The sequence below is a fragment of the Vibrio lentus genome, from assembly GCF_002875945.1.
Lineage (GTDB): Bacteria > Pseudomonadota > Gammaproteobacteria > Enterobacterales > Vibrionaceae > Vibrio > Vibrio apostichopi.
Genome location: NZ_MCZK01000157.1, coordinates 36,993 through 61,259, shown reverse-complemented (window position 1 = coordinate 61,259; position 24,267 = coordinate 36,993). Strand labels below are relative to the sequence as shown.

The window sequence follows — 24,267 nt, the reverse complement described above, 5'->3', positions numbered from 1 at the left end:
AAATGGAAAAAGGCTCAGTAATGAGCCTTTTTTATTATATGACGATGCAAGCCTTTAACTTTGATAACCTGACTCCTGACTTCATGTGGTACGCACTGGAGAGTATTGGGGTTCACGCTGAATCCGGGCTTCTCGCTCTCAACAGTTACGAAAATCGGGTCTACCAATTCACCGATGAAGACCGCAAACGCTACGTTGTTAAGTTTTATCGCCCACAGCGTTGGAACAAAGCACAAATCCAAGAAGAACACGACTTCGCATTAGAGCTGATCGAACAAGAGATGCCAATCGCACCGCCAATGCGTATCAATGGTGCGACCTTACACGAATACCAAGGCTATCTGTTTGCACTGTTTGAAAGTGTCGGTGGTCGACAGTATGAAGTGGATAATTTAAACCAATTGGAAGGTGTAGGTCGTTTCCTTGGTCGAATTCATAAGGCGAGTGCAGGCAAAACATTCCAACATCGCCCAACCATCAGCCTAGATGAGTATTTGTATCAGCCACGTAAGATATTAGAAAACTCGCAATTTATCCCCACGCATCTAGAAAACGCGTTCTTCAATGACGTCGACCTACTGATTAAAGAGTTAGAGAGCCAATGGCCGAGCAATACTGAAAATATCCGCCTGCATGGCGATTGCCACCCGGGTAATATTCTATGGCGCGACGGGCCAATGTTTGTCGATCTCGATGACGCGCGTAATGGCCCTGCGGTTCAAGATCTGTGGATGCTGCTTAACGGTGAGCGCCAAGATAAGCTGATGCAACTCGATATTCTGCTAGAGAGTTATCAAGAGTTTTGTGATTTTAATCCCTCGCAACTGAAACTAATCGAACCACTACGCGGTCTACGTATGGTGCATTACATGGCATGGTTGGCGAAGCGATGGCATGATCCGGCGTTTCCTTTGGCCTTCCCATGGTTTAATGACCCAAAATATTGGGAGCAACAAGTACTTGCTTGTAAAGAGCAAATTGCTACCCTGCAAGAGCCACCACTTTCGTTAATGCCTCAGTGGTAAACGCAATCGCAACATACAACTAGATAAAAATTCAAACATAATGGAGATTGGATAAATGAAAAAGCTATTCGCATTTTTCTCATTGATCATGTTGAGCCTTTCAGCTCACGCTGCGAAATTTAACGAAGGTGAACACTACAAAGTTCTCGATCTAGAAGCATCAAAGAAACCAATGGTGACAGAGTTTTTCTCTTTCTACTGCCCACACTGTAATAGCTTTGAGCCTATCATCCAGCAGCTAAAACAACAGCTACCAGCTGACGCTAAGCTACAGAAGAACCATGTTTCATTCATGGGTGGTAACATGGGTCTGCCAATGAGCAAAGCTTACGCGACAATGATTGCGCTGAAAGTGGAAGACAAAATGGTGCCAGTGATGTTTAACCGCATTCACAACATGAACAAGCCACCACGTGATGAAGCAGAACTACGCCAAATCTTCTTGGACGAAGGCATCGACGCGAAGAAGTTTGATGCGGCTTACAATGGCTTTGCAGTAGATTCGATGGTTCGTCGTTTTGACAAAGCATTCAAAGACAGCGGCCTTTCTGGCGTACCAGCAGTCGTGGTGAATAACCGTTACTTGGTAGAAGCACAAGGCATCAACAGCCTAGACGAATATTTTGCATTGGTTAACTTCCTACTGAAGAAGTAAAAAACAATCAAAAAACCATATTAAGGGAGCTTCGGCTTCCTTTTTTGTGCCTGACGCTTTTTAATAATCTTTAGCAAACACATAATTTTTAGCCCGCGATACGGTTCTACTTCCCATTTATCTAATAAACCTTTATAAGGTGCGCGATAAAGTGAACCTTTAGATTATGTTGTTTTCTATAACCTTTTATTAACAAGCATTTGTTGCTACCACTCACTGGGGCAAGGAGCCTCTGAATGAAAATTAAATATACGTTATTAGCACTGAGCGTTGCCGCAGCACCTGCTTTTGCCAAGCTTGCTGATGAAGCAGGCTTCAGTGGTGAAATCTCTATCAACACCGGTTTTACTTCCTCAACCTCAAATTTTAATACCGATGCTGACAGCACTATTTCATCTAACCAACAGAAGGCTTCTTCGGAAAGCTCGTTTCTGGTTGCTCCTTTAGGTAGCGTTGCTTACACCTTTGGTGAAAAGCTAAACCATCAAGTTTACACAGGTACTGCCCGTGATGATGTGGCAACGGGTACCGTGGTACTTGAAGTAGGTTACAAATACCAACTTGAGTCAGGCATGGTGATCGATGCTTCACTTCTACCAACGATTATGTCTGGTGAAACTTGGGCAAACCCTTACGCAGAAGGTATTGCTCGAAGCAAAACTGACGAAACAGGTAATGCGTTCCGTCTAAAGCTAGATAGCATTGCTGGCTCGGCGTTCTCTGTCGATATGGCTTTCGCGACCAGAGATGTAGAAGATGATCTGGTTGAAGACGCACTAAAGCGCGATGCGGATACCTTCTACCTGAAAGGTCAGTACCGTCAGCCTATTAGCCGCACCATGATGCTGGTTCCGTCTTTGATTTATCAATCAACGGATGCAGAAGGTGATGCAGCATCATTCGAACAGTTCGGTGGTGAAGTCAGCTTATTCGGTGGTATGGGTCGTCACCAGTACGCACTAACAGCGGGTTATAACCAACGCTCTTACGATGCAAGCAGCATGACTTTTCAAAAGAAGCGCAGCGACGACAACATCAACTTGTTTGCCGCGTATGAATATGATCAATTCATGGATTGGGAAAACTGGTCGTTCGTTTCCCTTGCGGGTTACGGTACCAGCGAGTCAAACATTACCTTCTACGATGAATCACAATACATCGTTTCCGTTGGCTTGAACTACAAGTTTTAGTTAGGCATCACTGCTCACTAATCACCATGAGTTCATAACAACGAAAGCCTGTGTAAAAAGCAGGCTTTCTTGCTTCCAGCTATGCAGCTATACAGCTATACAGCTTGAGCAGAGAGTTGTTTCAATAGTCGATCCATAGCTCGATAGCCAAGCGCCTCCGATAGATGCTTCTTTTCAATCTGCTCGTTTCCTTCTAGGTCTGCAATAGTACGCGCTACCTTGATGATTCGATGGTACGCACGAATAGATAAACCCAATCGATGCAGCGCCGTTTCTAAAAACTCCGCATCCTCGCGTCGCAACGGACAATACTTTTCGATTTCTCGGCTGCCTAACAACGCATTCGATTTATGGTTCCTAGACAGCATCAACTGGCGCGCTTGCTTGACCCTTTGTTTGACCACTTGAGTTGTTTCTCCACGGTCGCCACCTTCAGCCAACATCCCTTTGGGCAGTAATGGGATCTCTAATGACATATCGAACCTATCCAGTAACGGCCCCGATAATCGATTGAGATAGCGCAATATGATCTGTGGATTCGCTCGCGCTCGATTACCTTCATAATAACCTGTTGGGCTAGGGTTCAACGCACCCACCAGTTGAAAACGCGCAGGGAAACGAGTCTTGCCTGCCACGCGTGAAATAATGATCTCACCTGATTCCAGTGGCTCTCGTAATGAATCGAGCACCTTGCGTTCAAACTCCGGCATCTCATCAAGAAACAATAATCCGTTATGCGCCAAAGAGATCTCTCCGGGGCGAGGTACGGAGCCACCACCCACCAATGCCGCCATCGAACTGGAATGATGAGGCGACCGAAAAGGCCTTTGCTTCCAGTTGTATTGATTGATCTCTTGCTGCGTTAACGAGGCCACCGAAGCGGTTTCCATTGCCTCGTCATCACTCATTTCAGGCAGTAAGTCACGCAATCGAGAAGCGAGCATAGTCTTGCCTGTTCCCGGTGGACCAAGGAACAGTAAGTTGTGATTGCCTGCCGCTGCGATTTCTAATGCACGCTTACCTTGCTGTTGACCAATGATATCTTGCAAATCTCGATGTTCGACTGCATCGACCTGATGTTGCTCTGTACGATACAACCCAAGCTGAGCCTGACCACACATATCGGCACAAACCTCCAACAACGTTTGCGCGGATTTATGCGCGCCCTTACCAACTAAGGCTGCCTGATCGCCATTGTGATGTGGTACCACCAAGCATCGCTCAACACTATCCGCCGCTAATGTAGCTGGTAGCACTCCCTTGACTGAACGCAGCTCTCCCGACAGTGCTAACTCACCAATAAACTCATGTTGGGCTATTTTTGATGTGGGTAGTTGATCGGACGCCACCAAAATACCCAGAGCAATTGGTAAGTCAAAACGCCCTCCTTCTTTGGGTAAATCCGCAGGAGCAAGATTGACAGTGATTCTTTTCGATGGGAATTCAAAGCGAGAATTGATGATGGCACTCCTCACTCGGTCTTTCGATTCTTTAACCGTCGTCTCAGGTAAACCCACCAGCGTAAAACCGGGCATTCCGTTGCTTATATGCACCTCAACGGTCACTTCTGGCGCCTCTACACCCACACTAGCTCGGCTATGAATTATCGCGAGTCCCATAACTTTCCTTTGTCTTTGATTTAAAAGTATTCACTCTGGATATTCATTGCTCACCAAAGCGATAAGGTTGTTATATAGCGTGGTGGAATGGTGTTTTAATGTGAAAAAAGAATGACATTTTCCTTGTCATGCGGCAGATTTGTGTGATAACACTAGAGATGTAGACAATTACTTAAGACAATAAACGAGAAAACTCGAATTTTATGATATTTAACGCTCGCATTTACGCACTGATTAACCTGATTATCGTAGTCATTATTAAGACTACGCGGGGGCGAGTGGGAAAAAAGTAACCACGAATTAGAAAAAACCCCCGCACTGAAAAGTCCGGGGGTTTTTTCTAATTTGACGATTCGATTTTTATATTTGAAACATTTTCGGCTTTGCCGATTTACAGGAAGAATGGGAGCACAAGATGTGCATAGACAATGGAAACAGTTACCAAAATATAGGTAATACGGGGAAATTCCGATGAAAGGCGCAGAACTAGTTGTATCCGCATTAAAACAGCAGGGTATTGAAACCGTATTTGGTTACCCAGGTGGTGCCATCATGCCAATCTACGATGCACTTTATGACGGCGGGGTTGAACATATCCTGTGTCGCCATGAGCAAGGTGCTGCAATGGCCGCTATCGGTATGGCACGTGCAACACAAGACGTGGCTGTTTGTATGGCAACCTCAGGCCCTGGCGCAACTAACCTAGTGACAGGTCTTGCTGATGCGTTTATGGACTCCATCCCACTCGTCGCCATCACAGGCCAGGTTGCTAGCTCCCACATTGGTACCGATGCATTCCAAGAAATGGATGTGATTGGTATGTCTCTGTCGTGTACTAAACACAGCTACCTCGTTACCGATATTGAAGATCTTGCTCCAACACTGGCTGAAGCATTTATCGTTGCAAAAGCAGGGCGTCCCGGTCCGGTTATTGTCGATATCGCTAAAGATGTTCAGCTAGCAGAATCCCCTGTAAAAATTCTTCCTGAATTTACACCACCAGCAATTCCTGTTGTGACAACGGATGCGATTGAACAAGCTCAGTACTTCTTGTCTCAAGCGACTCGTCCTGTTTTATACGTAGGTGGTGGCGTTCAACTGGCGAAAGCAACCGATGCAGTTCGTGAGTTTTTACGTCTAAACCCAATGCCTGCAGTAAGCACACTAAAAGGCTTAGGCACCATTGAACGTGACGACCCACACTACTTGGGCATGCTGGGTATGCACGGCACCAAAGCGGCTAACCTAGTGGTTCAAGAAAGTGACCTGTTGATTGTTGTTGGCGCTCGATTTGATGACCGAGTTACCGGTAAGCTCGATACCTTTGCACCGCACGCTAAGGTTATCCATATCGATATCGATGCGGCAGAGTTCAGTAAACTGCGTCTAGCCAATGCGCCTATTCGTGGTGACATCAACAAGATCATGCCTCAACTGGAACTCAGCCAAGACATCTCATCTTGGGTTCACCATTCTGAAGGGCTGCGTAGCTCATTTAAGTGGCGCTACGACCACCCAGGCGACCTTATCTTCGCACCTCTACTGTTGAAACAACTGTCAGACATGATGCCTGCGAGTTCTATGGTTTCGACTGATGTTGGCCAACACCAGATGTGGGCAGCTCAACATATTCAGCCACGCGATCCACAAAACTTCATCACTTCAGCGGGCTTAGGCACTATGGGCTTTGGCCTACCTGCAGCGATGGGTGCATCAGTTGGTCGTCCTGATGACCAATCCATTCTTATTTCTGGTGACGGCTCATTCATGATGAACGTACAAGAGCTTGGTACGCTGAAGCGTCGCCAAATCCCAGTAAAGATGGTGCTGCTTAACAACTCTCGTTTAGGCATGGTTCGTCAATGGCAATCTCTGTTCTTTGATGGCCGACACAGTGAAACTATCTTGGATGACAACCCAGATTTCGTCATGCTAGCGAAAGCGTTCGATATCCCGGGCAAAACCATCACGCGTAAAGAAGAAGTAGAGCCAGCATTGAAAGAGATGCTTGAGAGCAAAACCGCTTACCTACTTCATGTCCTTATCGATGAAGAAGAAAACGTATGGCCACTAGTACCGCCAGGTGCTTCAAACAGCGAAATGTTGGAGAACACATAACATGAAAAGATACTTATTAGACATCAAAGCCGATGATAAACCAGTACTGTTAGAACGTGTTCTTCGTGTTATTCGTCACCGTGGCTTCATCGTTAAGCAAGTGGCAGGCACCCAAAACCACGAAAGCAAAGTCGCGAGCGTTGAGATCATTGTCGACAGTGACCGCCCGATTTCTTTCTTAGTTAATCAGATCGAGAAGCTGTGGGATGTACGTACCGTTGACGTTATCTCTATCAGTCGTAATGAATTGCCAAACAATAACTTACAACAAAAAATAAGTGCATAAGGAACCGCAAACATGACAGCTAAAACGGCAGACTATATTTGGTTTAACGGTGAAATGGTTCCTTGGGCAGAGGCGAACGTTCACGTCCTGACTCACGCAATGCACTACGGTACTTCTGTATTTGAAGGCGTTCGTTGCTACAACACGCCAAAGGGTCCGGTTATCTTCCGTCACCCAGAGCATGCTAGACGCCTAAAAGATTCAGCGAAAATCTACCGCTTCCCAATTCCTTTCACTGAAGAAGAAATTATGGAAGCGACTCGCGAAACGCTACGCCAAAATAAGCTAGAGTCAGCGTACATCCGCCCTCTCGGCTTTGTGGGTAACGTTGGTTTAGGTGTTTGTCCTCCTGAAAACACAGAAATGGATCTGATCATCGCCGCTTTCCCATGTTCTTACCTAGGTGAAGAAGCGCTAGAAAATGGCGTAGATGCGATGATCTCAAGCTGGAACCGTGCAGCGCCAAATACTATCCCAACCTCAGCAAAGGCTGGTGGTAACTACCTATCATCACTACTCGTTGGTGGTGAAGCTCGTCGTCATGGTTACGATGAAGGTATTGCTCTGAGTGTTGATGGTTATCTTTCAGAGGGCGCGGGCGAGAACATTTTTGTTATTCGTAACGGCATTCTTTCTACACCACCAGCAACCAGCGCGATTCTGCCGGGCATCACTCGTGACTCGATCATGACGTTAGCAAAAGACATGGGTTATGAAATCCGTGAAGAGAACATTGCTCGTGAAGCACTGTACCTTGCTGACGAAGTCTTCATGACAGGCACAGCTGCAGAGATCGTTCCGGTTCGCAGCGTAGACAAAATTACAGTAGGTGAAGGCAAACGCGGTCCTATCACTGAAAAAGTTCAAGCTGCTTACTTTGGTTTATTCAATGGGACGACTGAAGATAAGTGGGGCTGGTTAGATTACGTTTACCCAGCAGACCACGCGTCAGAAAGCCAAACACAAACCACTAAGTAAGCAACAGCCAAATATTTTATAAGGATTTAAGCAATGCCAATCTATCGTTCAGCAACTACTACCCACGGACGCAACATGGCTGGTGCGCGCGCTTTATGGCGTGCAACTGGCGTTAAAGATGATGACTTCGGTAAGCCGATCATCGCGGTTGTAAACTCTTTCACTCAATTTGTTCCAGGCCACGTTCACCTTAAAGATATGGGTCAGCTGGTTGCGGGTGAAATCGAGAAAGCGGGTGGTATCGCAAAGGAATTCAACACCATCGCAGTCGATGATGGTATCGCAATGGGCCACGGCGGCATGCTGTACTCACTGCCATCACGTGAGCTTATTGCAGACTCAGTAGAATACATGGTCAATGCACACTGTGCGGATGCAATGGTGTGTATCTCTAACTGTGACAAAATCACTCCGGGAATGATGATGGCTGCAATGCGCCTAAACATCCCAGTGATCTTTGTATCAGGCGGCCCAATGGAAGCAGGTAAAACCAAGCTTTCAGATCAGATCATCAAGCTCGACCTTGTTGATGCAATGATCCAAGGTGCCGATCCAACGATTTCAGATGAGCAAAGTGAGCAAGTAGAACGCTCTGCATGTCCAACCTGTGGTTCATGTTCAGGTATGTTCACAGCCAACTCAATGAACTGCCTAACAGAAGCACTTGGCCTATCTCAGCCTGGTAACGGTTCTATGCTGGCAACCCACGCAGACCGCGAAGAACTGTTCATCAATGCCGGTAAGCGCATCGTTGATCTAACCAAGCGTTACTACGAGCAAGACGACGAATCAGCACTGCCACGCAATATCGCAAACCGCGCTGCTTTTGATAATGCGATGGCGCTTGATATCGCAATGGGTGGTTCTAGTAACACCGTTCTTCACCTTTTAGCGGCCGCTCAAGAAGGCGACATTGATTTCGATATGGATGATATCGATGCGATGTCTCGCCGTGTTCCACACCTATGTAAAGTGGCACCTTCAACACCTAAGTACCACATGGAAGACGTTCACCGCGCTGGTGGTGTGATGGCTATCCTTGGTGAACTTGACCGTGCAGGTCTACTGAACAACCAAACTCGCACTGTGCTTGGTCTAAGCATGCAAGAGCAACTTGCACAGTACGATATCATGCAGACAGAAGACGAAGCCGTGCTTAAGTTCTTCCGTGCTGGCCCTGCGGGCATCCGTACAACTAAAGCTTTCTCACAAGATTGCCGTTGGGATCGCCTTGATGACGATCGCAAAGAAGGTTGTATTCGTACTAAAGAAAACGCATTCAGCCAAGAAGGCGGCCTAGCGGTTCTTTCAGGTAACATCGCCGTTGATGGTTGTATCGTTAAGACTGCGGGTGTTGATGAAGAAAACCTTAAATTCCAAGGCCCAGCAATCGTATTTGAAAGCCAAGATACAGCAGTAGAAGGTATCTTAGCGGGTAAAGTAAAAGCAGGCGAAGTCGTGGTTATTCGCTACGAAGGCCCTAAAGGTGGTCCAGGTATGCAAGAAATGCTGTACCCAACCACTTACTTGAAATCAATGGGCCTAGGCAAGTCATGTGCTCTACTGACTGATGGTCGCTTCTCTGGTGGTACATCGGGTCTGTCTATCGGCCACGCTTCTCCAGAAGCAGCAAGTGGCGGTGTAATTGGTCTAGTTAACACGGGCGATATCATCACTATCGACATCCCTAGCCGTTCAATCACGCTTGATGTACCAGAAGCGGAACTAACAGCACGTCGTGAAAAACAAGATGCATTAGGCTGGAAACCAGAAAACCGTCAGCGTGAAGTGTCATTCGCACTGAAAGCTTACGCGAGCATGGCAACCAGTGCCGACAAAGGCGCAGTGCGTGATAAGTCAAAACTTGAGGACTAATCTATGAGTGACGACACCTCCAGTCCCAAAAAACAAAGTGGCGCAGATTATCTGCGCCAGATCCTGAGAGCACCGGTTTACGAAGCAGCAATCGTGACGCCTCTGCAAGATATGCCACGTCTAAGCGCTCGTATCGGTAATCAGGTTCAGCTAAAACGAGAAGACCGCCAGCCGGTACACTCGTTTAAGCTGCGCGGTGCCTACAACATGGTTTCAAGCCTTTCTGAACAACAGAAAGCCGCAGGTGTGATCGCAGCATCAGCAGGGAACCACGCACAAGGAATGGCGCTATCTGGCTCTAAGCTGGGTATTCAAACCACGATCGTGATGCCAAAAACGACGCCGGATATCAAGGTCGATGCGGTACGTGGATTTGGCGGCAAAGTGGTTTTGCACGGCAGTAATTTCGATGAAGCGAAAGCGGAAGCGGAACGCCTATCAGCTGAACATGGCTTCACCTTTGTTCCTCCTTTCGATCACCCACTCGTGATTGCAGGGCAAGGTACTATGGGCATGGAGATGCTGCAGCAAAACGGTCACATGGATTATATCTTTGTACCGGTTGGTGGTGGTGGTCTAGCCGCTGGTGTTGCTGTACTCGTTAAACAGCTAATGCCAGAGATTAAGGTGATTGCGGTAGAGCCTGAAGACTCTTCTTGCTTGAAAGCAGCACTCGATGCGGGTGAGCCTGTAGTACTGGATCAAGTCAGCATGTTTGCTGATGGCGTTGCGGTTAAACGTATTGGCGAAGAAACCTTCCGCCTTTGCCAGCAGTACATCGATGGCCATATTGCAGTTTCTAGCGATGAGATCTGCTCGGCGGTAAAAGATATCTTTGAAGACACTCGTGCGATTGCCGAGCCTTCAGGAGCGCTTGCTCTGGCAGGTCTTAAAAAGTTTGCTGAACAAAACAAACTGCAAGATAAGCAATTGGCGACGGTATTGTCTGGTGCTAACACCAACTTCCACGGTCTACGTTATGTATCTGAGCGTTGTGAGTTAGGTGAGAAGCGAGAGGGTCTGCTTGCGGTTACGATTCCAGAACGACAAGGTGCATTCTTAGAGTTCTGCAATCTGATTGGTGGTCGCGCAGTGACGGAGTTTAACTACCGCCACAACGACGAAAGCCTAGCGAATATCTTCGTTGGTGTACGCCTACAAGGTGGTCAAGAAGAACTGCAACACATCATCAATGACCTGCGTGAAGGTGACTACGCGGTTGTCGACTTGTCTGATGACGAGATGGCAAAGCTGCACATTCGTTACATGATTGGCGGTAAACCATCGAAGCCATTGAAAGAACGTCTATACAGTTTTGAGTTTCCTGAATACCCAGGTGCATTGATTAAATTCCTTGATACCTTAGGCACTCACTGGAATATCAGCTTGTTCAACTATCGTAACCATGGTGCTGATTACGGTCGTGTGCTGTGTGGTTTTGAGCTTGGTGATGACGATTTGGCTCAGTTCTCTACGCACTTAGAAGAACTCGGCTACCAATGCAAAGATGAAACCGATAACCCTTCCTACAAGTTCTTCTTGTCTTAAGGGTTCGGCCTAAGCATCAAAAAGAGCGAGTTATCATAACTCGCTCTTTTTATTGGTCGGATTCAAACCTCACTCGGAAGATCCTTAACAGATCGCATCATTTAGATCGCTTTACGATGATCCAACCAATCTTGGTGAAGCTGTTCACTCGATCCTAAATACTTAACCATCCACTCGATCAACTTATGGTTGTCGTCTTTACGCCACACTAAGCAGCAATGACTCTGCGGGCTTGGCTCGGGCAATATTTTTTCCACCAGCAAACCTTGCTCAATAATAGGTGCGGCGATATGCCTTGGCATGTAACCCACCCCAACACCATTTTTAAGGCACTCTATTGCGCTGTACCAGTTAGGTAATAGAAGACGTCTCTGACTCGCATAGTGACCAGTGTGACGCTTAGGCAGCACGCTAGAGGTATCATCCAAACAGATCGCCGGATATTGACTGACAAAGGCTTCATTGAGGTTTTGCTCTCGCACACAAGGATGACTGGGTGACATAACAAATGCCCAATCTAACCGCCCCATGTCCTTTACTTCAAAGTCACCGCCAACCGGAATCGCCGAAGTAGCACCAATCACAATATCCGCCCTGCCCTGTGCAATGGCTTCCCAAGAACCATTAAACACTTCCATGTTGATCTGCAGTTCAGCGAACTCAAAGGTTTGATAAAACTCTTCAATCATTGGCTTCATCTTGTCGAGCTTAACCACATTATCAAGGGTTAGACGTAAGGTTTTCTTCCAACCACGCGCAGCTCGGCGAGTTTGTGCACTGAGTTCTTCCATTTGCCTCAGCAGCTGGCGAGCCTCTTCAATAAACAACTCCCCAGCGGGCGTCAGCTCTACTTTTCTTGGTAAGCGTCTGAAAAGTAAAACATCAAGCTCTTGCTCTACCTGCCTAACCCCATAGCTGATCGCCGATGGTACTTTGTGCAATTGCTCAGCAGCCGCAGTGAAGCTGCCCAAGCGAGCAACGGTATCAAGCATTTCTAACGAGGATTTAGAGAACATAAGCCTTCAAATTTTTTGATTGATAACTACATATTTTAGCGTTTTATTTTATCAGCTCTGAAAAATAGAATGTCAGCATAAATAAACAGGGACTTTCACTCCTGATTATCTAACAATTTTTTTGATGATAAAAACATCACTACTTTTAGCTTAATGGCATCTTATGAATATTTCTAAATTTCAATTGGTCTACCTTGCAGTACTTTCAATGCTTGGTTTCATCGCGACTGATATGTATCTTCCAGCGTTTAAAGCAATGGAAGTCGACTTTGCAACCGGACCAGAGCAGATCGCCTTGTCTCTAACCGTATTCCTTGGCGGTATGGCTCTAGGTCAGCTTCTTTGGGGTCTAGCCAGTGACAAATATGGTCACCGCAATACGCTAGCTGTCGGTCTAGTGATATTTACTGCTGCTTCATTCGGCTTAGCATTCAGTACCGAAGTATGGCACCTACTGACACTGCGCTTCATTCAAGCGATCGGTGTATGTGCGCCTGCGGTAATTTGGCAAGCAATGGTTATCAAGCGTTACTCTCAGAGCAGTAGCCAGCAAATTTTTGCGACTATCATGCCTCTAGTAGCACTATCTCCAGCATTAGCACCTCAACTGGGTGTGTTGTTAGCAGACAGCTTTGGTTGGCACAGTATCTTTATCACATTGACGCTAATGGGCGCATTGTTGATCGCAACGACAATGGCTCAACCAAAAGAAGCGCCGGAAGTAAAACAAACATCGATCAAAACGGATATTAAGACGCTACTTAAGTCTAAGCCATACATGGGCAATGTGTTGATGTTTGCATCGGCGTCAGCAGCGTTCTTCGCTTACCTAACGGGTATGCCAGAGATCATGGCTCAACTAGGTTATGAAGCAAAAGACATTGGCCTGAGCTTCATTCCACAGACTATTGCCTTTATGGCGGGTGGTTACTTCGGTAAGCAAGCAGTGAAAAAGTACGGTGATGGCATCGTGTTACGAAACCTGATTGGTTTGTTTAGTGTTGCTGCGTTACTGATTTTCATCGCATCACAATGGGAACTGACTTCAATTTGGCCTCTACTGGCACCGTTCTGTCTGATTGCAGTAGCAAACGGCGCACTTTACCCAATCGTAGTAAACCGTGCCCTATCAAGCGCAAAACAGAGCCCAGCAACGGCTGCAGGCCTACAGAACAGCCTTCAGATCAGTATTAGTAGCCTATCAAGCGCACTCGTTGCTGCAATGGCGAGCCAAGCACTGAGCGCTACGGGTATTGCTGTGGTGATTTGTTTAGGTACTTTGTGGATTGGTTACATCGTTTCGAACAAAGAACTGTCTGATCACTTTGTTGCGCCAGATAACTCTCGCGTAGTGGCAGAAGAGAAGCAAGACTAGCTTCTAGCTTCTAGCTTCTAGCTTCTAGCTTCTAGCTTAAGAAAACAAAAAAGAGCGAAATTACTCGCTCTTTTTTATATCTACGGTTACTTAAATACCGCTTTGATTACACTTCAACGGCTTCCAATACTGGTGCTTTGTGGCGACTGTATTCGTCATAGTTAACCACTCGGCTACGCCCCATATCTTTGGCCATATAGAGCGCGTTGTCTGCCATCTTAACCAAAGATTCAGTATCAGACGCTGGTTTAGGATAGGTGGCAACACCAATAGAGACGCCCAACTGCCCTAATGAAAGCCCTTTGTGCTCAAGGTGCATAGAGCGCACCGCATCACACAATGTCTGACCAAACTCCGTAGCTTGTTCCATCGAGTAATGCGGAAGCAGTATCGCTAACTCCTCACCACCCAATCGGCATGCGATCTCATCTTCACTCACACTCTGTTTGAGCAGTGCGCTGATCTCTTTCAATACGAAATCACCTGCATCATGGCCAAAGTTGTCATTGAAACGTTTAAAGTGATCCAAATCGAGCATCAGCAATGATAACGGCTGCTCGCTGGTGGCGGAGTTCATCGAATGTTCTTCAAGTTTTTGCTCGAAGAAACGACGGTTAAACAGACCGGTTAATGGATCGCTCAATGCTTGTGAGCGAAGCTTCTCTTGTAAGCTCAAGTTAGCCAATGCTAATCCTAAATGCTCTGAAACACTGAAAGCCAGTTGCTCGGTAATAGGATCAATCTTGATATCACCCACCCCGAAGTAAAGGTGCATAATACCGATGGTATTGCCGTGTGCAGTCAACGGAATACAAAGCGTTTGGTTGTTATCCATCTCGTGCATGTGCCCACAAGTCAACGAATGGAAATCATCATTCGATTGATGCGCACGACCTTTACGCAATGACCAACACTCTTCCGGTGCAAAGCTTGCGCTACCCGGCCACGCTTCTCCCCAGTCGAGCTGAGTGATCAGCTGGTTACGCGATGCACGCATCAGAGAAACACTGCCGTTGACGTTACCAAGAATTCGCGGCAAGATATCAGAAACAATCTGCTGTGCTTCAACCATGTTATTACACGCTGCCAGCATGTTCGCGAGGCGGTGCATCAGTTCTATTTCATGAGTTCTTTGGCGAATACGCTCATCTTGCTTCTTCTGTTCTTCTTCGACTTTATGAACGATCTGACGGTTACTTACATAAGACGTACCAATCAGGAAACTCAAGCTCAGTAATACCATACCGATCAGAATTCCCATTAACTGGAAGTTCATCTGCTTAAGCTGGTGCATAGGCGAAGAGATCACGATAACGAAACTGTTATCGTTGATAGATTCTTTGTAGGAGTAATAGATTCGGTCGACAGAGGTGACGGTACTAAAACGCACATCACTGCCAAGTCCGGTTTTCAGAGCTTGTTGAAATTCAGGGCGATCACTATGATTTTCAACGCTTGCCAGTGCATGATCAGACAGGTCAGTATCACCAATCACCACGCCATCAGGGTTAATAATCTGAATTCTTAACCGTGTGTTGGCTTGCGTAAGGTTACCAATATAGTCATCAGCATCGACACCATCCGTAAACAAACTACTGTCTTCACGGATTTCATAAACGACATCAGACATCAACGACACTAAGTGGTTGCGTTCGTTTTCTACCACTAACTTTTCCAAGGTGATGTAAAAGCCATATAGGCCCACCAGCATTGAAAAAGATAAAATCACGATTGGCAGGGTCTGCCATTTCTTATCGACAAGTCTCACAGTGTGTTCACTTCCATTTTACAGAACTACCGCCCGAATAGTAACAAGACTACAACAAAATACAATTGGGAAATAGATTATTTTTTTGTCAGTAAAGGATGACAAAAAAGCCAGCAACAATCGTTACTGGCTTTTATCAGAATAAGATTTCAAACGTCAGAAATTACTTCTTAGTTGGACGTTTCCAATCAGCAATCTTGCGTTCTTTTGCACGGCTGATAACTAACTCATTTTCAGCAACATCACGCGTTACTGTAGAGCCAGCACCAACGGTAGCACCGTTACCAATAGTAACTGGAGCAATGAGTTGGCTATCTGAACCAACAAATACGTCATCGCCAATGATGGTCTTAAACTTGTTCGCGCCGTCGTAGTTACAAGTGATAGCACCGGCACCTACATTTACGCGCTGACCAATTTCAGCATCGCCTAGATACGTTAGGTGGTTGGCTTTAGAGCCCTCACCAAGACGGGTGTTCTTCACTTCTACAAAGTTACCCACGTGCGAGTTGTTACGCATGTCAGCACCAGGACGCAGACGAGTGAAAGGACCAACCGTACAGTCTTCACCAATTGTCGCACCTTCGATTACGCTGTATGGGCGAACGATAGTGTTGTCATCAATCTCACAGTCTTTCAGTACACAACCAGTGCCGATAACCACGTTATCACCAATGCTTACGCTGCCTTCAATGATTACGTTGGTATCAATCTCAACATCCATACCACATTGAAGCTCACCACGTAGGTCAAAGCGGCTTGGGTCGCGCAGCATTACGCCTTGCTTTAATAGCTTGTCTGCTTGCTCAGATTGGTAAGCACGCTCTAGACGAGCCAGTTGAGAGCGATCATTAACGCCTTCAACTTCAATTGGGTTCACAGGATGAACCGCTTCAACCGCACGGCCTTCATCGTGAGCGGCTGCAATAACGTCAGTCAGGTAGTATTCACCTTGTGCGTTGTCATTGCTTAGGCCTGATAACCAACGCTTAAGATCGCCACCTGTTGCGACCATAACGCCGGTGTTGATCTCTTTGATAAGCTTCTGCTCATCGGTTGCATCTTTCTGCTCAACGATTGCCACGACAGGGCCATTGCGACGAATGATACGACCGTAACCCATAGGGTTATCTAGAACGACAGTAAGCAGTGCAATACCACCGTTTGGTTGAGCGTCTAATAGGTTTTCAATGGTTTCTGGCGAGATAAGCGGAACATCACCGTATAGTACAAGTACTTTTTCATCATCAGCGAAATGCGCAGAAGCCTGATCGACCGCATGGCCAGTGCCCAGCTGTTCAGCTTGCAGTGCCCAGTTAACCGTCTCGCTCGCTAGCGTAGATTTCATCTGCTCACCACCGTGGCCGTAGACCAAGTGGATGTTTTGAGCGCCTAAGCCGTTACAAGTATCGATAACGTGTTTAACCATCGGCTTACCCGCAAGAGTGTGCAGAACCTTTGGTGTGTTTGAATACATGCGAGTGCCTTTGCCCGCTGCGAGAATTACCGCGCTAAACTTCATTGTAAACCTATCCAACATTATTTTTTATTAAGCCGATATTGTAACCGTTTTTGGCCAAAAAATTAAATCGCAATAACCATTTAACCGGTATTGATATGTAAAAGGAACATTTTTGAGAATCCAAAAATGCAAAAAGGCGACCCTTAGGTCGCCTTTATCTCAGAATCAGTAATCTTATAAAAGATTAACGACGCTGTTTTGTCAGTTCGATAACTCGTAACTGAGCAATGGCTTTAGCCAGTTCACCGGCCGCTTGTGCGAAGTCTATGTCGCCATGCTGATTTTGGATATTCTCCACAGCCTTGCGTTTAGCTTCTTCCGCCTTTGCTGCGTCTAGTTCTTCACCACGGATAGCCGTATCAGCTAGTACAGTCGCTGTACCAGGTTGAACTTCTACCATACCACCAGAAACATAAATAATTTCTTCGTGGCCGTGCTGCTTAACAATACGCACCATACCAGGCTTGATAGCGGTCAGCAGTGGAGTATGACCATGGAAAATACCAAGCTCACCCTCACTACCGGTCACCTGAAACGTTTCAACAAGACCAGAGAAAAGTTGTTTCTCTGCGCTTACAACGTCTAGGTGAAAGGTTATTGCTGCCATATCGCCTCCTAGTTAGCCTTATAGCTTCTTAGCATTCTCAATAGCTTCGTCAATTGCACCACAGTACATGAACGCTTGCTCTGGAATGTCATCGTATTCACCAGATAGAAGACCTTGGAAGCCACGTAGAGTCTCTTTAAGAGGTACGTAAACGCCTGGGTCACCTGTAAATACTTCCGCTACGTGGTAAGGCTGAGTTAGGAACTTCTCAATCTTACGAGCACGAGATACGACTTGCTTATCTTCTTCAGATAGCTCATCCATACCTAGGATAGCAATGATATCTTTCAGCTCTTTATAGCGCTGAAGTGTAGACTGAACGCCACGAGCGATGTCGTAGTGCTCTTGTCCAACTACCAATGGATCCAGTTGACGTGAAGTAGAATCTAGCGGGTCGATCGCTGGGTATAGACCCATAGATGCGATATTACGGTTAAGTACTACCGTTGCATCTAAGTGAGCGAACGTTGTTGCTGGAGACGGGTCAGTCAAGTCATCCGCAGGTACGTATACCGCCTGTACAGACGTGATAGAACCAGCTTTAGTTGACGTGATACGCTCTTGTAGAACACCCATTTCTTCAGCTAGTGTAGGTTGGTAACCTACCGCAGAAGGCATACGACCTAGAAGTGCTGATACTTCAGTACCTGCTAGTGTGTAACGGTAGATGTTATCAACGAACAGTAGAACGTCACGACCTTCGTCACGGAAGCGTTCTGCCATTGTTAGACCAGTCAGTGCAACACGTAGACGGTTACCTGGTGGCTCGTTCATCTGACCGTAAACCATCGCTACTTTTGATTCTTCAGGTTTTTCGATGTTTACAACACCAGCTTCCTGCATTTCAAAGTAGAAATCGTTACCTTCACGAGTACGCTCACCTACACCTGCAAATACAGATAGGCCTGAGTGTTGAAGTGCGATGTTGTTGATAAGTTCCATCATGTTAACGGTCTTACCTACACCAGCACCACCGAATAGACCGATTTTACCACCCTTAGCGAATGGACAAATCAAGTCGATTACTTTAACACCAGTTTCTAGAAGAGAAGTCTCGTTAGACTGCTCTTCGTAGCTTGGAGCTTCGCGGTGAATTGCGTAATGCTCTTCAGCACCGATTTCACCACACTCATCAATTGCGTCACCTAGGACGTTCATGATACGACCAAGTGTCTTAGTACCTACTGGTACCGAGATTGGAGCGCCAGTATTTTCAACTGTCAAACCACGACGTAAACCATCAGAGCTACCCATTACGATTGCGCGTACTACGCCACCGCCAAGTTGTTGCTGAACTTCAAGAACTAGACGCTCTTTCACTTCATTAACATTCAGAGCATCGTATACACGAGGTACTTCGCCCTGTGGGAACTCTACGTCGACTACCGCACCAATGATCTGTACGATCTTACCTGTAGCCATCGTTAATCCTCTAACTATTTAGTTTTACCTAAGCTTAAACCGCAGCTGCGCCTGAAACGATCTCAGAAAGTTCTTGTGTAATCGCCGATTGACGGGCTTTGTTATACACAAGTTCTAAGTCATCAATAATGTCACCAGCGTTATCTGTTGCTGATTTCATTGCAATCATTCGAGCCGCTTGCTCACAAGCAAGATTCTCTACCACACCTTGATACACTTGAGATTCGACGTATCGAACTAATAGTGCATCTAGTAATGGTTTTGGCTCAGGCTCATAAATGTAGTCCCAAGCATGATCGCGTTTCATGTCTTCGCTGTCTGATTTAGGCAAAGGAAGTAATTGATCGATCGTTGGTTCTTGAACCATAGTGTTTTCAAATCTGTTAAACACTACGAACAGGCGATCCAATTCACCTTCATCATATTTCTTCAGCATAACGCTTACAGAGCCAATCAAGTCTTCAAGGCTTGGACGATCGCCCAGACCAGAAACTTGAGCTGCTACTTTCGCGCCGCTGTTATTGAAAAATGCTGTTGCTTTAGAACCTACAATTGCAAGCTCTACATCAGCACCTTTCTCAGACCAATCTTTCATGTCATTCATAGCTTTCTTGAACAAGTTAATGTTCAAACCACCACAAAGACCACGGTCTGTAGAAACGATGATGTAACCAACACGTTTGGCTTCACGTTCCTCAAGATAAGGATGCTTATACTCGAGGCTACCATTAGCCAAATGACCGATCACTTTACGCATTGTTTCTGCATATGGACGAGTAGCTTCCATTGCGTCTTGAGAACGACGCATTTTTGAAGCTGCTACCATTTCCATTGCTTTCGTAATCTTCTGTGTGCTTTTAACACTACCGATTTTATTACGTATCTCTTTTGCGCCGGCCATCGTTACTCTCCGTTAATGGTATGAGGTGGCCCTAAGACCACCTACCAATTACCAGGTCTGGGTTGCCTTGAAATCGTCAACAAGCTTCTTCAGCTCAGCTTCGATTTCTTTGTTGAAAGCACCCGTTGCGTCGATCTGTGTTGCTAGATCAGCGTATTGACCACGAGCAAACGACAGTAAAGCAGCTTCAAAATCTAGAACTTTAGAAAGCTCTACGTCTTGAAGGTATCCACGCTCTGCAGCGAAGATTACTAGAGCTTGGTCAAATACAGACATAGGAGCATATTGTTTCTGCTTCATCAGTTCTGTAACTTTTTGACCGTGGTCTAGTTGCTTTTTGGTCGCTTCATCAAGATCCGATGAGAACTGTGCAAATGCTGCTAGTTCACGGTATTGAGCTAGAGCAGTACGGATACCGCCAGATAGCTTCTTGATGATTTTAGTCTGCGCCGAACCACCTACACGAGAAACTGAGATACCAGGGTCAACAGCTGGACGTACGCCCGCGTTGAATAGTTCAGTTTGTAGGAAGATCTGACCATCAGTAATCGAGATTACGTTCGTTGGTACGAATGCAGATACGTCACCAGCTTGCGTTTCGATGATAGGAAGAGCAGTTAAAGAACCAGTCTTGCCTGTCACTTCACCGTTAGTGAACTTTTCTACGTATGCTTCGCTTACACGAGCAGCACGCTCTAGTAGACGAGAGTGAAGGTAGAAAACATCACCAGGGAACGCTTCACGGCCAGGTGGACGCTTAAGTAGTAGTGAAATTTGACGGTAAGCTACCGCTTGCTTAGATAGATCATCATAAACAATCAGTGCATCTTCGCCGCGATCACGGAAGTATTCACCCATCGCACAACCAGCATACGGTGCAAGGTATTGCAGCGCTGCAGATTCAGAAGCAGATGCAACAACAACAACAGTGTTAGCCAGTGCGCCGTGCTCTTCTAGTTTGCGAACTACGTTAGCAATAGTCGACGCTTTTTGGCCGATAGCTACGTAGATAGAGAAAATACCAGAGTCTTTCTGGTTGATAATCGCATCGATCGCCATTGCTGTTTTACCAGTCTGACGGTCACCGATTACTAGTTCACGTTGACCACGACCGATAGGGATCATTGAGTCAACTGACTTGTAACCAGTTTGAACAGGTTGATCTACCGATTTACGGTCGATTACACCTGGTGCGATAATTTCTACAGGCGAAGTTAGTTTCGCTTCGATAGGACCTTTACCATCAATTGGCTCACCTAGCGTGTTTACAACACGACCAAGCATTTCAGGACCTACTGGTACTTCAAGAATACGACCAGTACCTGTAACTTTCATGCCTTCCTGTAGGTCAGCATACGGGCCCATTACAACAGCACCAACCGAATCACGGTTCAAGTTTAGTGCTAGCGCGTAACGGCCACCCGGTAGTTCGATCATTTCACCTTGCATCACGTCCGCTAGGCCGTGGATGCTAAGGATGCCATCGCTTACAGAAACGATAGTACCTTCATTGCGAGCTTCACTAACAACGTCGAAAGATTCAATACGTTGTTTAATTAGATCGCTAATTTCAGTGGAATTAAGTTGCATGCTCCAATCCCCATTAAGACTGCAATGCATCGCTCAGGCGGTCTAAACGACTGCGCGCTGAGTTATCGATGACTAGGTCTCCGGCTCGAATAATAACTCCACTAAGTAGAGTCTCATCTATACTGCAATTCAGCTGAACTTTGCGCGCTAGGCGCAGTTCCAATTTGCTGATGATGCTTGAACGTTGTTCTTCAGAAAGCTCAACCGCTGAAGTTACTTCAACGTCGATTTCTTTCTCATGCTCTTGTTTAAGCAATAAGAACTGTTTGCAAACATCAGGAAAGGCCATTAAACGACCATTCTCTGCCATCACTTTAATTAAGTTCTGGCCGAATTCATCAAATTGTTCGCCACAAATTACAATGAATACTTCAGCTAACTTTTCAGCAGTCATAGAACTGCTTAATAAATTATGAACATCATCATTTTGTGCCACTTCGGCAGCAAAAGTAAGCATTTGACCCCATTGGTCTAGCTCACCTTTATCTACCGCAAAGTCAAACGCTGCTTTAGCATAGGGGCGTGCGATTGTAGTCAAATCAGACATATACAGCCCCTTGCTTTAAAGTTTTGCAGTAATGTTGTTAAGAAGATCATTGTGTACATCTTTATCGATAGTACGCTCAAGGATTTTCTCAGCACCAGCTATAGCCAGAGTTGCGACTTGTTTGCGCAGGTCATCACGGGCACGTGTGCGTTCAGCTTCAATTTCTGCTTCAGCTTGCGTTAAGATCTTCTGGCGTTCTGCCTGAGCCTCTTCGCGTGCTTCATCAATAATTTGAGCTTTACGTTTGTTTGCCTGATCAATAACCTCAGTTGCAGTGCGCTTCGCTTCCTTCATTTGCTCAGAAGCGTTGGCTTGTGCCAGGTTCAAGTCTTTAGCAGCGCGTTCAGCGGCTACAAGACCGTCAGCAATTTTTTTCTGACGTTCTTCAATTGCTTGCATAATTGGTGGCCATACATATTTCATGCAGAACCAAACAAACAGCGAAAAAGCAATTGCTTGACCTAACAGAGTTGCGTTCATATTCACAACAGCTACTCCTCGTTAAGAATCAACTACAAAAATTTAATTAACTATTGAGAGTTAATTAGCCTGCTAGCTGACTTACAAATGGGTTAGCAAACGTGAATAGTAGTGCGATTACGATACCGATCATTGGAACAGCATCCAGTAGACCAGCGATGATGAACATCTTAACTTGTAGCATTGGAGCCATTTCAGGTTGACGCGCAGCGCCTTCTAGGAATTTACCACCAAGAATAGCAAAACCAATTGCAGTACCTACGGCACAAAGACCAACAATGATAGCAACAGCGATTGCTGAAAAACTTAGTACAGTTTCCATTTACGTTCTCCGATTAACATTAATAGTTAGAATAAAGCTTAAAAATTTTTTTAGTGATCACTATCTTCATGGGCCATTGATAGATAAACGATTGTCAACATCATGAAAACAAACGCTTGAATCAAAATAACCAAGATATGGAAGATAGCCCAAGGTAGTGCACCTACCCATTGTAAGTACCACGGTAGCATTGCCGCGATAAGAATAAACACCACCTCACCCGCAAACATATTACCAAATAAACGCATACCTAGAGATAGTGGCTTCGCTAATAACGAAATTACCTCAAGTACCAAGTTAAATGGAATCATGATTGGGTGATTAAATGGATGCAGTGCCAATTCTTTAGCAAATCCGCCCAAGCCTTTCACTTTGATGCTGTAGTAGATCATCAGAGCAAAAACACCTAAAGCCATTGCCATTGTTATATTTACATCAGCTGTAGGAACCACTTTCAAGTAAGGGATACCTAGCCAATGCTCTGCAGGATACGGTAAGAAATCGATAGGCACTAAGTCCATCAAGTTCATTATGATAATCCAGCAGAATATAGTCAGTGCTAATGGAGCTACCAGAGGATTGCGGCCATGGAAAGTTTCTTTAACGTTGTCGCCAACGAATTCCACTACCATTTCAACAAAACACTGAAGCTTACCAGGTACACCTACTGTTGCTTTCTTAGCGACTGAGCGAAAAACCCAAAGGAATAACACCCCTGTCAGCACAGAAAAAAACAGACTGTCTATATGTACGTTCCAGAAACTTGTTTCCTCTACAAGACCAAACTTAGCTAAAGAAAGGTTTTGTAAATGGTGTTCAATGTATCCGGATGCTGTTGGCGCAGCCATAACTCATCCTATTTTTTATTGTTAATGAAAAGCACTGGCGCAAAGATATTAATACCTAGAACCAGTAAATAGGTCAGTTTGAGGGGAATTAATTCCACCTGCATATACATGTAGACAATAGAGAATAGTAAAACTGTGATTAAGATTTTGAGCACTTCGCCAGCATAGAACGACGCCGCAACTAACTTAGTTGCGCGAGCTCCACAAAATAGGAAAGCACACACACAAAAAACTACATTCGCGATGACAAAAATACCGCCACCGATTAATGCAGCAAAACCCCAATCAGGATTAACAGCTAAACCTAACCCTATCGCCACTAATATAACCGCGCTAAGCTCGATCAATAACATTTGCTTTGCAAGCACTCGTCCTGGTCTTGCTAACGCCGCTACCATGTATTCGTTCCTCTTTAAGCCCACTTTACCACTCGCTTAAAAGCGTGCTGAGAAATTGGCGAAAATTATACGTTCAGCCAAATTGATTGCAATCACAATGCAGCAATCATTTACATTTTTGCATACAAACCGACAACTTTTGTACGAAATTACTTGTTTATTACATAATTGACCTAA

The 24,267-nt window shown here is 45.7% G+C and carries 22 protein-coding genes; 9 read left to right on the top strand and 13 right to left on the bottom strand.

The genetic code is table 11. From position 1 onward, the window contains the following. The first annotated feature begins 38 nt into the window (after positions 1 to 38). The 3 genes from BCT49_RS19710 (at position 39) to BCT49_RS19700 (ending at position 2,870) form a co-directional block, all read left to right on the top strand. Positions 39 to 1,025, top strand: a complete 987-nt coding sequence (locus BCT49_RS19710; protein ID WP_102437620.1) for a serine/threonine protein kinase — start codon at positions 39 to 41, stop codon at positions 1,023 to 1,025. Between the two features lie 55 nt (positions 1,026 to 1,080). Continuing rightward, the gene (locus tag BCT49_RS19705; RefSeq protein ID WP_102437618.1) at positions 1,081 to 1,680 is read left to right on the top strand and encodes a thiol:disulfide interchange protein DsbA/DsbL; all 600 of its coding nucleotides are present in this window, start codon (positions 1,081 to 1,083) and stop codon (positions 1,678 to 1,680) included. A gap of 236 nt (positions 1,681 to 1,916) precedes the next feature. Further along, entirely contained in the window at positions 1,917 to 2,870 is a 954-nt protein-coding gene (locus tag BCT49_RS19700) for a DUF2860 domain-containing protein (protein ID WP_102437616.1), read from the top strand. Positions 2,871 to 2,965: 95 nt separating this feature from the next. On the opposite strand, the gene BCT49_RS19695 is transcribed toward BCT49_RS19700, so the two are convergent. Further along, positions 2,966 to 4,489 carry a YifB family Mg chelatase-like AAA ATPase gene (locus BCT49_RS19695; protein WP_102437614.1) on the bottom strand — a complete coding sequence of 508 codons (1,524 nt, stop codon included), beginning with the start codon at positions 4,487 to 4,489 and terminating at the stop codon, positions 2,966 to 2,968. A 471-nt stretch (positions 4,490 to 4,960) separates the two neighbouring features. On the opposite strand from BCT49_RS19695, the gene ilvG reads away from it, so the two are divergent. The 5 genes from ilvG to ilvA are packed head-to-tail and all read left to right on the top strand — an operon-like array spanning position 4,961 to position 11,294. After that, a complete protein-coding gene (gene ilvG, locus BCT49_RS19690) occupies positions 4,961 to 6,607 on the top strand; it encodes an acetolactate synthase 2 catalytic subunit (RefSeq protein WP_102281292.1) in 1,647 nt (548 codons plus the stop codon). Between the two features lies 1 nt (position 6,608). Continuing rightward, on the top strand, positions 6,609 to 6,893 hold the full coding sequence (ilvM, locus tag BCT49_RS19685) for an acetolactate synthase 2 small subunit (RefSeq protein ID WP_017111739.1): 285 nt from the start codon (positions 6,609 to 6,611) through the stop codon (positions 6,891 to 6,893). A gap of 12 nt (positions 6,894 to 6,905) precedes the next feature. Then, positions 6,906 to 7,871, top strand: coding sequence for a branched-chain amino acid transaminase (locus BCT49_RS19680; RefSeq protein ID WP_102437612.1), 966 nt, complete (start codon positions 6,906 to 6,908; stop codon positions 7,869 to 7,871). Between the two features lie 33 nt (positions 7,872 to 7,904). Further along, positions 7,905 to 9,746, top strand: a complete 1,842-nt coding sequence (gene ilvD, locus BCT49_RS19675) for a dihydroxy-acid dehydratase (protein ID WP_102437610.1) — start codon at positions 7,905 to 7,907, stop codon at positions 9,744 to 9,746. Between the two features lie 3 nt (positions 9,747 to 9,749). Continuing rightward, complete coding sequence (gene ilvA, locus BCT49_RS19670; RefSeq protein WP_102437607.1) at positions 9,750 to 11,294, top strand: threonine ammonia-lyase, biosynthetic; 1,545 nt, start codon at positions 9,750 to 9,752, stop codon at positions 11,292 to 11,294. A 101-nt stretch (positions 11,295 to 11,395) separates the two neighbouring features. Here the strand turns inward: ilvA and punR are convergent, their stop codons facing one another. Then, the gene (gene punR / locus BCT49_RS19665; RefSeq protein WP_065104226.1) at positions 11,396 to 12,310 is read right to left on the bottom strand and encodes a DNA-binding transcriptional activator PunR; all 915 of its coding nucleotides are present in this window, start codon (positions 12,308 to 12,310) and stop codon (positions 11,396 to 11,398) included. A 163-nt stretch (positions 12,311 to 12,473) separates the two neighbouring features. Between punR and punC the strand changes: the two genes are divergently transcribed. Further along, positions 12,474 to 13,685 carry a purine nucleoside transporter PunC gene (punC, locus tag BCT49_RS19660; RefSeq protein ID WP_102437606.1) on the top strand — a complete coding sequence of 404 codons (1,212 nt, stop codon included), beginning with the start codon at positions 12,474 to 12,476 and terminating at the stop codon, positions 13,683 to 13,685. 106 nt (positions 13,686 to 13,791) lie between these two features. Here the strand turns inward: punC and BCT49_RS19655 are convergent, their stop codons facing one another. The 11 genes from BCT49_RS19655 to BCT49_RS19605 form a co-directional block, all read right to left on the bottom strand. Next, positions 13,792 to 15,396, bottom strand: coding sequence for a diguanylate cyclase (locus tag BCT49_RS19655; protein WP_102437658.1), 1,605 nt, complete (start codon positions 15,394 to 15,396; stop codon positions 13,792 to 13,794). 220 nt (positions 15,397 to 15,616) lie between these two features. Next, entirely contained in the window at positions 15,617 to 16,975 is a 1,359-nt protein-coding gene (gene glmU / locus BCT49_RS19650; protein ID WP_102437604.1) for a bifunctional UDP-N-acetylglucosamine diphosphorylase/glucosamine-1-phosphate N-acetyltransferase GlmU, read from the bottom strand. Positions 16,976 to 17,159: 184 nt separating this feature from the next. Next, positions 17,160 to 17,582 carry a F0F1 ATP synthase subunit epsilon gene (locus BCT49_RS19645; protein WP_017107532.1) on the bottom strand — a complete coding sequence of 141 codons (423 nt, stop codon included), beginning with the start codon at positions 17,580 to 17,582 and terminating at the stop codon, positions 17,160 to 17,162. 18 nt (positions 17,583 to 17,600) lie between these two features. Then, positions 17,601 to 19,004, bottom strand: a complete 1,404-nt coding sequence (gene atpD, locus BCT49_RS19640) for a F0F1 ATP synthase subunit beta (protein ID WP_017107531.1) — start codon at positions 19,002 to 19,004, stop codon at positions 17,601 to 17,603. Between the two features lie 34 nt (positions 19,005 to 19,038). Further along, positions 19,039 to 19,905 carry a F0F1 ATP synthase subunit gamma gene (gene atpG, locus BCT49_RS19635; protein ID WP_017107530.1) on the bottom strand — a complete coding sequence of 289 codons (867 nt, stop codon included), beginning with the start codon at positions 19,903 to 19,905 and terminating at the stop codon, positions 19,039 to 19,041. Between the two features lie 48 nt (positions 19,906 to 19,953). Further along, positions 19,954 to 21,495 carry a F0F1 ATP synthase subunit alpha gene (gene atpA, locus BCT49_RS19630; RefSeq protein WP_004735737.1) on the bottom strand — a complete coding sequence of 514 codons (1,542 nt, stop codon included), beginning with the start codon at positions 21,493 to 21,495 and terminating at the stop codon, positions 19,954 to 19,956. 13 nt (positions 21,496 to 21,508) lie between these two features. Beyond that, positions 21,509 to 22,042 (bottom strand): F0F1 ATP synthase subunit delta, encoded by a 534-nt coding sequence (gene atpH, locus BCT49_RS19625; RefSeq protein WP_017107529.1) that lies wholly within the window; start codon positions 22,040 to 22,042, stop codon positions 21,509 to 21,511. Positions 22,043 to 22,057: 15 nt separating this feature from the next. Further along, positions 22,058 to 22,528, bottom strand: a complete 471-nt coding sequence (gene atpF / locus BCT49_RS19620; protein WP_017077303.1) for a F0F1 ATP synthase subunit B — start codon at positions 22,526 to 22,528, stop codon at positions 22,058 to 22,060. Between the two features lie 58 nt (positions 22,529 to 22,586). Beyond that, complete coding sequence (gene atpE, locus BCT49_RS19615; protein ID WP_004735734.1) at positions 22,587 to 22,844, bottom strand: F0F1 ATP synthase subunit C; 258 nt, start codon at positions 22,842 to 22,844, stop codon at positions 22,587 to 22,589. Between the two features lie 50 nt (positions 22,845 to 22,894). Further along, positions 22,895 to 23,692: a F0F1 ATP synthase subunit A gene (atpB, locus tag BCT49_RS19610; protein WP_004735733.1), complete on the bottom strand. Its 798-nt coding sequence runs from the start codon at positions 23,690 to 23,692 to the stop codon at positions 22,895 to 22,897. Positions 23,693 to 23,700: 8 nt separating this feature from the next. Further along, the gene (locus tag BCT49_RS19605) at positions 23,701 to 24,090 is read right to left on the bottom strand and encodes a F0F1 ATP synthase subunit I (RefSeq protein ID WP_004735732.1); all 390 of its coding nucleotides are present in this window, start codon (positions 24,088 to 24,090) and stop codon (positions 23,701 to 23,703) included. Positions 24,091 to 24,267: the final 177 nt, after the last annotated feature.

Coding starts and splice junctions, on each gene's coding strand:
- BCT49_RS19710 (WP_102437620.1), top strand. CDS start 39: ATGACGATGCAAGCCTTTAACTTTGATAACCTGACTCCTGACTTCATG.
- BCT49_RS19705 (WP_102437618.1), top strand. CDS start 1,081: ATGAAAAAGCTATTCGCATTTTTCTCATTGATCATGTTGAGCCTTTCA.
- BCT49_RS19700 (WP_102437616.1), top strand. CDS start 1,917: ATGAAAATTAAATATACGTTATTAGCACTGAGCGTTGCCGCAGCACCT.
- BCT49_RS19695 (WP_102437614.1), bottom strand. CDS start 4,489: ATGGGACTCGCGATAATTCATAGCCGAGCTAGTGTGGGTGTAGAGGCG.
- ilvG (WP_102281292.1), top strand. CDS start 4,961: ATGAAAGGCGCAGAACTAGTTGTATCCGCATTAAAACAGCAGGGTATT.
- ilvM (WP_017111739.1), top strand. CDS start 6,609: ATGAAAAGATACTTATTAGACATCAAAGCCGATGATAAACCAGTACTG.
- BCT49_RS19680 (WP_102437612.1), top strand. CDS start 6,906: ATGACAGCTAAAACGGCAGACTATATTTGGTTTAACGGTGAAATGGTT.
- ilvD (WP_102437610.1), top strand. CDS start 7,905: ATGCCAATCTATCGTTCAGCAACTACTACCCACGGACGCAACATGGCT.
- ilvA (WP_102437607.1), top strand. CDS start 9,750: ATGAGTGACGACACCTCCAGTCCCAAAAAACAAAGTGGCGCAGATTAT.
- punR (WP_065104226.1), bottom strand. CDS start 12,310: ATGTTCTCTAAATCCTCGTTAGAAATGCTTGATACCGTTGCTCGCTTG.
- punC (WP_102437606.1), top strand. CDS start 12,474: ATGAATATTTCTAAATTTCAATTGGTCTACCTTGCAGTACTTTCAATG.
- BCT49_RS19655 (WP_102437658.1), bottom strand. CDS start 15,396: ATGCTGGTGGGCCTATATGGCTTTTACATCACCTTGGAAAAGTTAGTG.
- glmU (WP_102437604.1), bottom strand. CDS start 16,975: ATGAAGTTTAGCGCGGTAATTCTCGCAGCGGGCAAAGGCACTCGCATG.
- BCT49_RS19645 (WP_017107532.1), bottom strand. CDS start 17,582: ATGGCAGCAATAACCTTTCACCTAGACGTTGTAAGCGCAGAGAAACAA.
- atpD (WP_017107531.1), bottom strand. CDS start 19,004: ATGGCTACAGGTAAGATCGTACAGATCATTGGTGCGGTAGTCGACGTA.
- atpG (WP_017107530.1), bottom strand. CDS start 19,905: ATGGCCGGCGCAAAAGAGATACGTAATAAAATCGGTAGTGTTAAAAGC.
- atpA (WP_004735737.1), bottom strand. CDS start 21,495: ATGCAACTTAATTCCACTGAAATTAGCGATCTAATTAAACAACGTATT.
- atpH (WP_017107529.1), bottom strand. CDS start 22,042: ATGTCTGATTTGACTACAATCGCACGCCCCTATGCTAAAGCAGCGTTT.
- atpE (WP_004735734.1), bottom strand. CDS start 22,844: ATGGAAACTGTACTAAGTTTTTCAGCAATCGCTGTTGCTATCATTGTT.
- atpB (WP_004735733.1), bottom strand. CDS start 23,692: ATGGCTGCGCCAACAGCATCCGGATACATTGAACACCATTTACAAAAC.
- BCT49_RS19605 (WP_004735732.1), bottom strand. CDS start 24,090: ATGGTAGCGGCGTTAGCAAGACCAGGACGAGTGCTTGCAAAGCAAATG.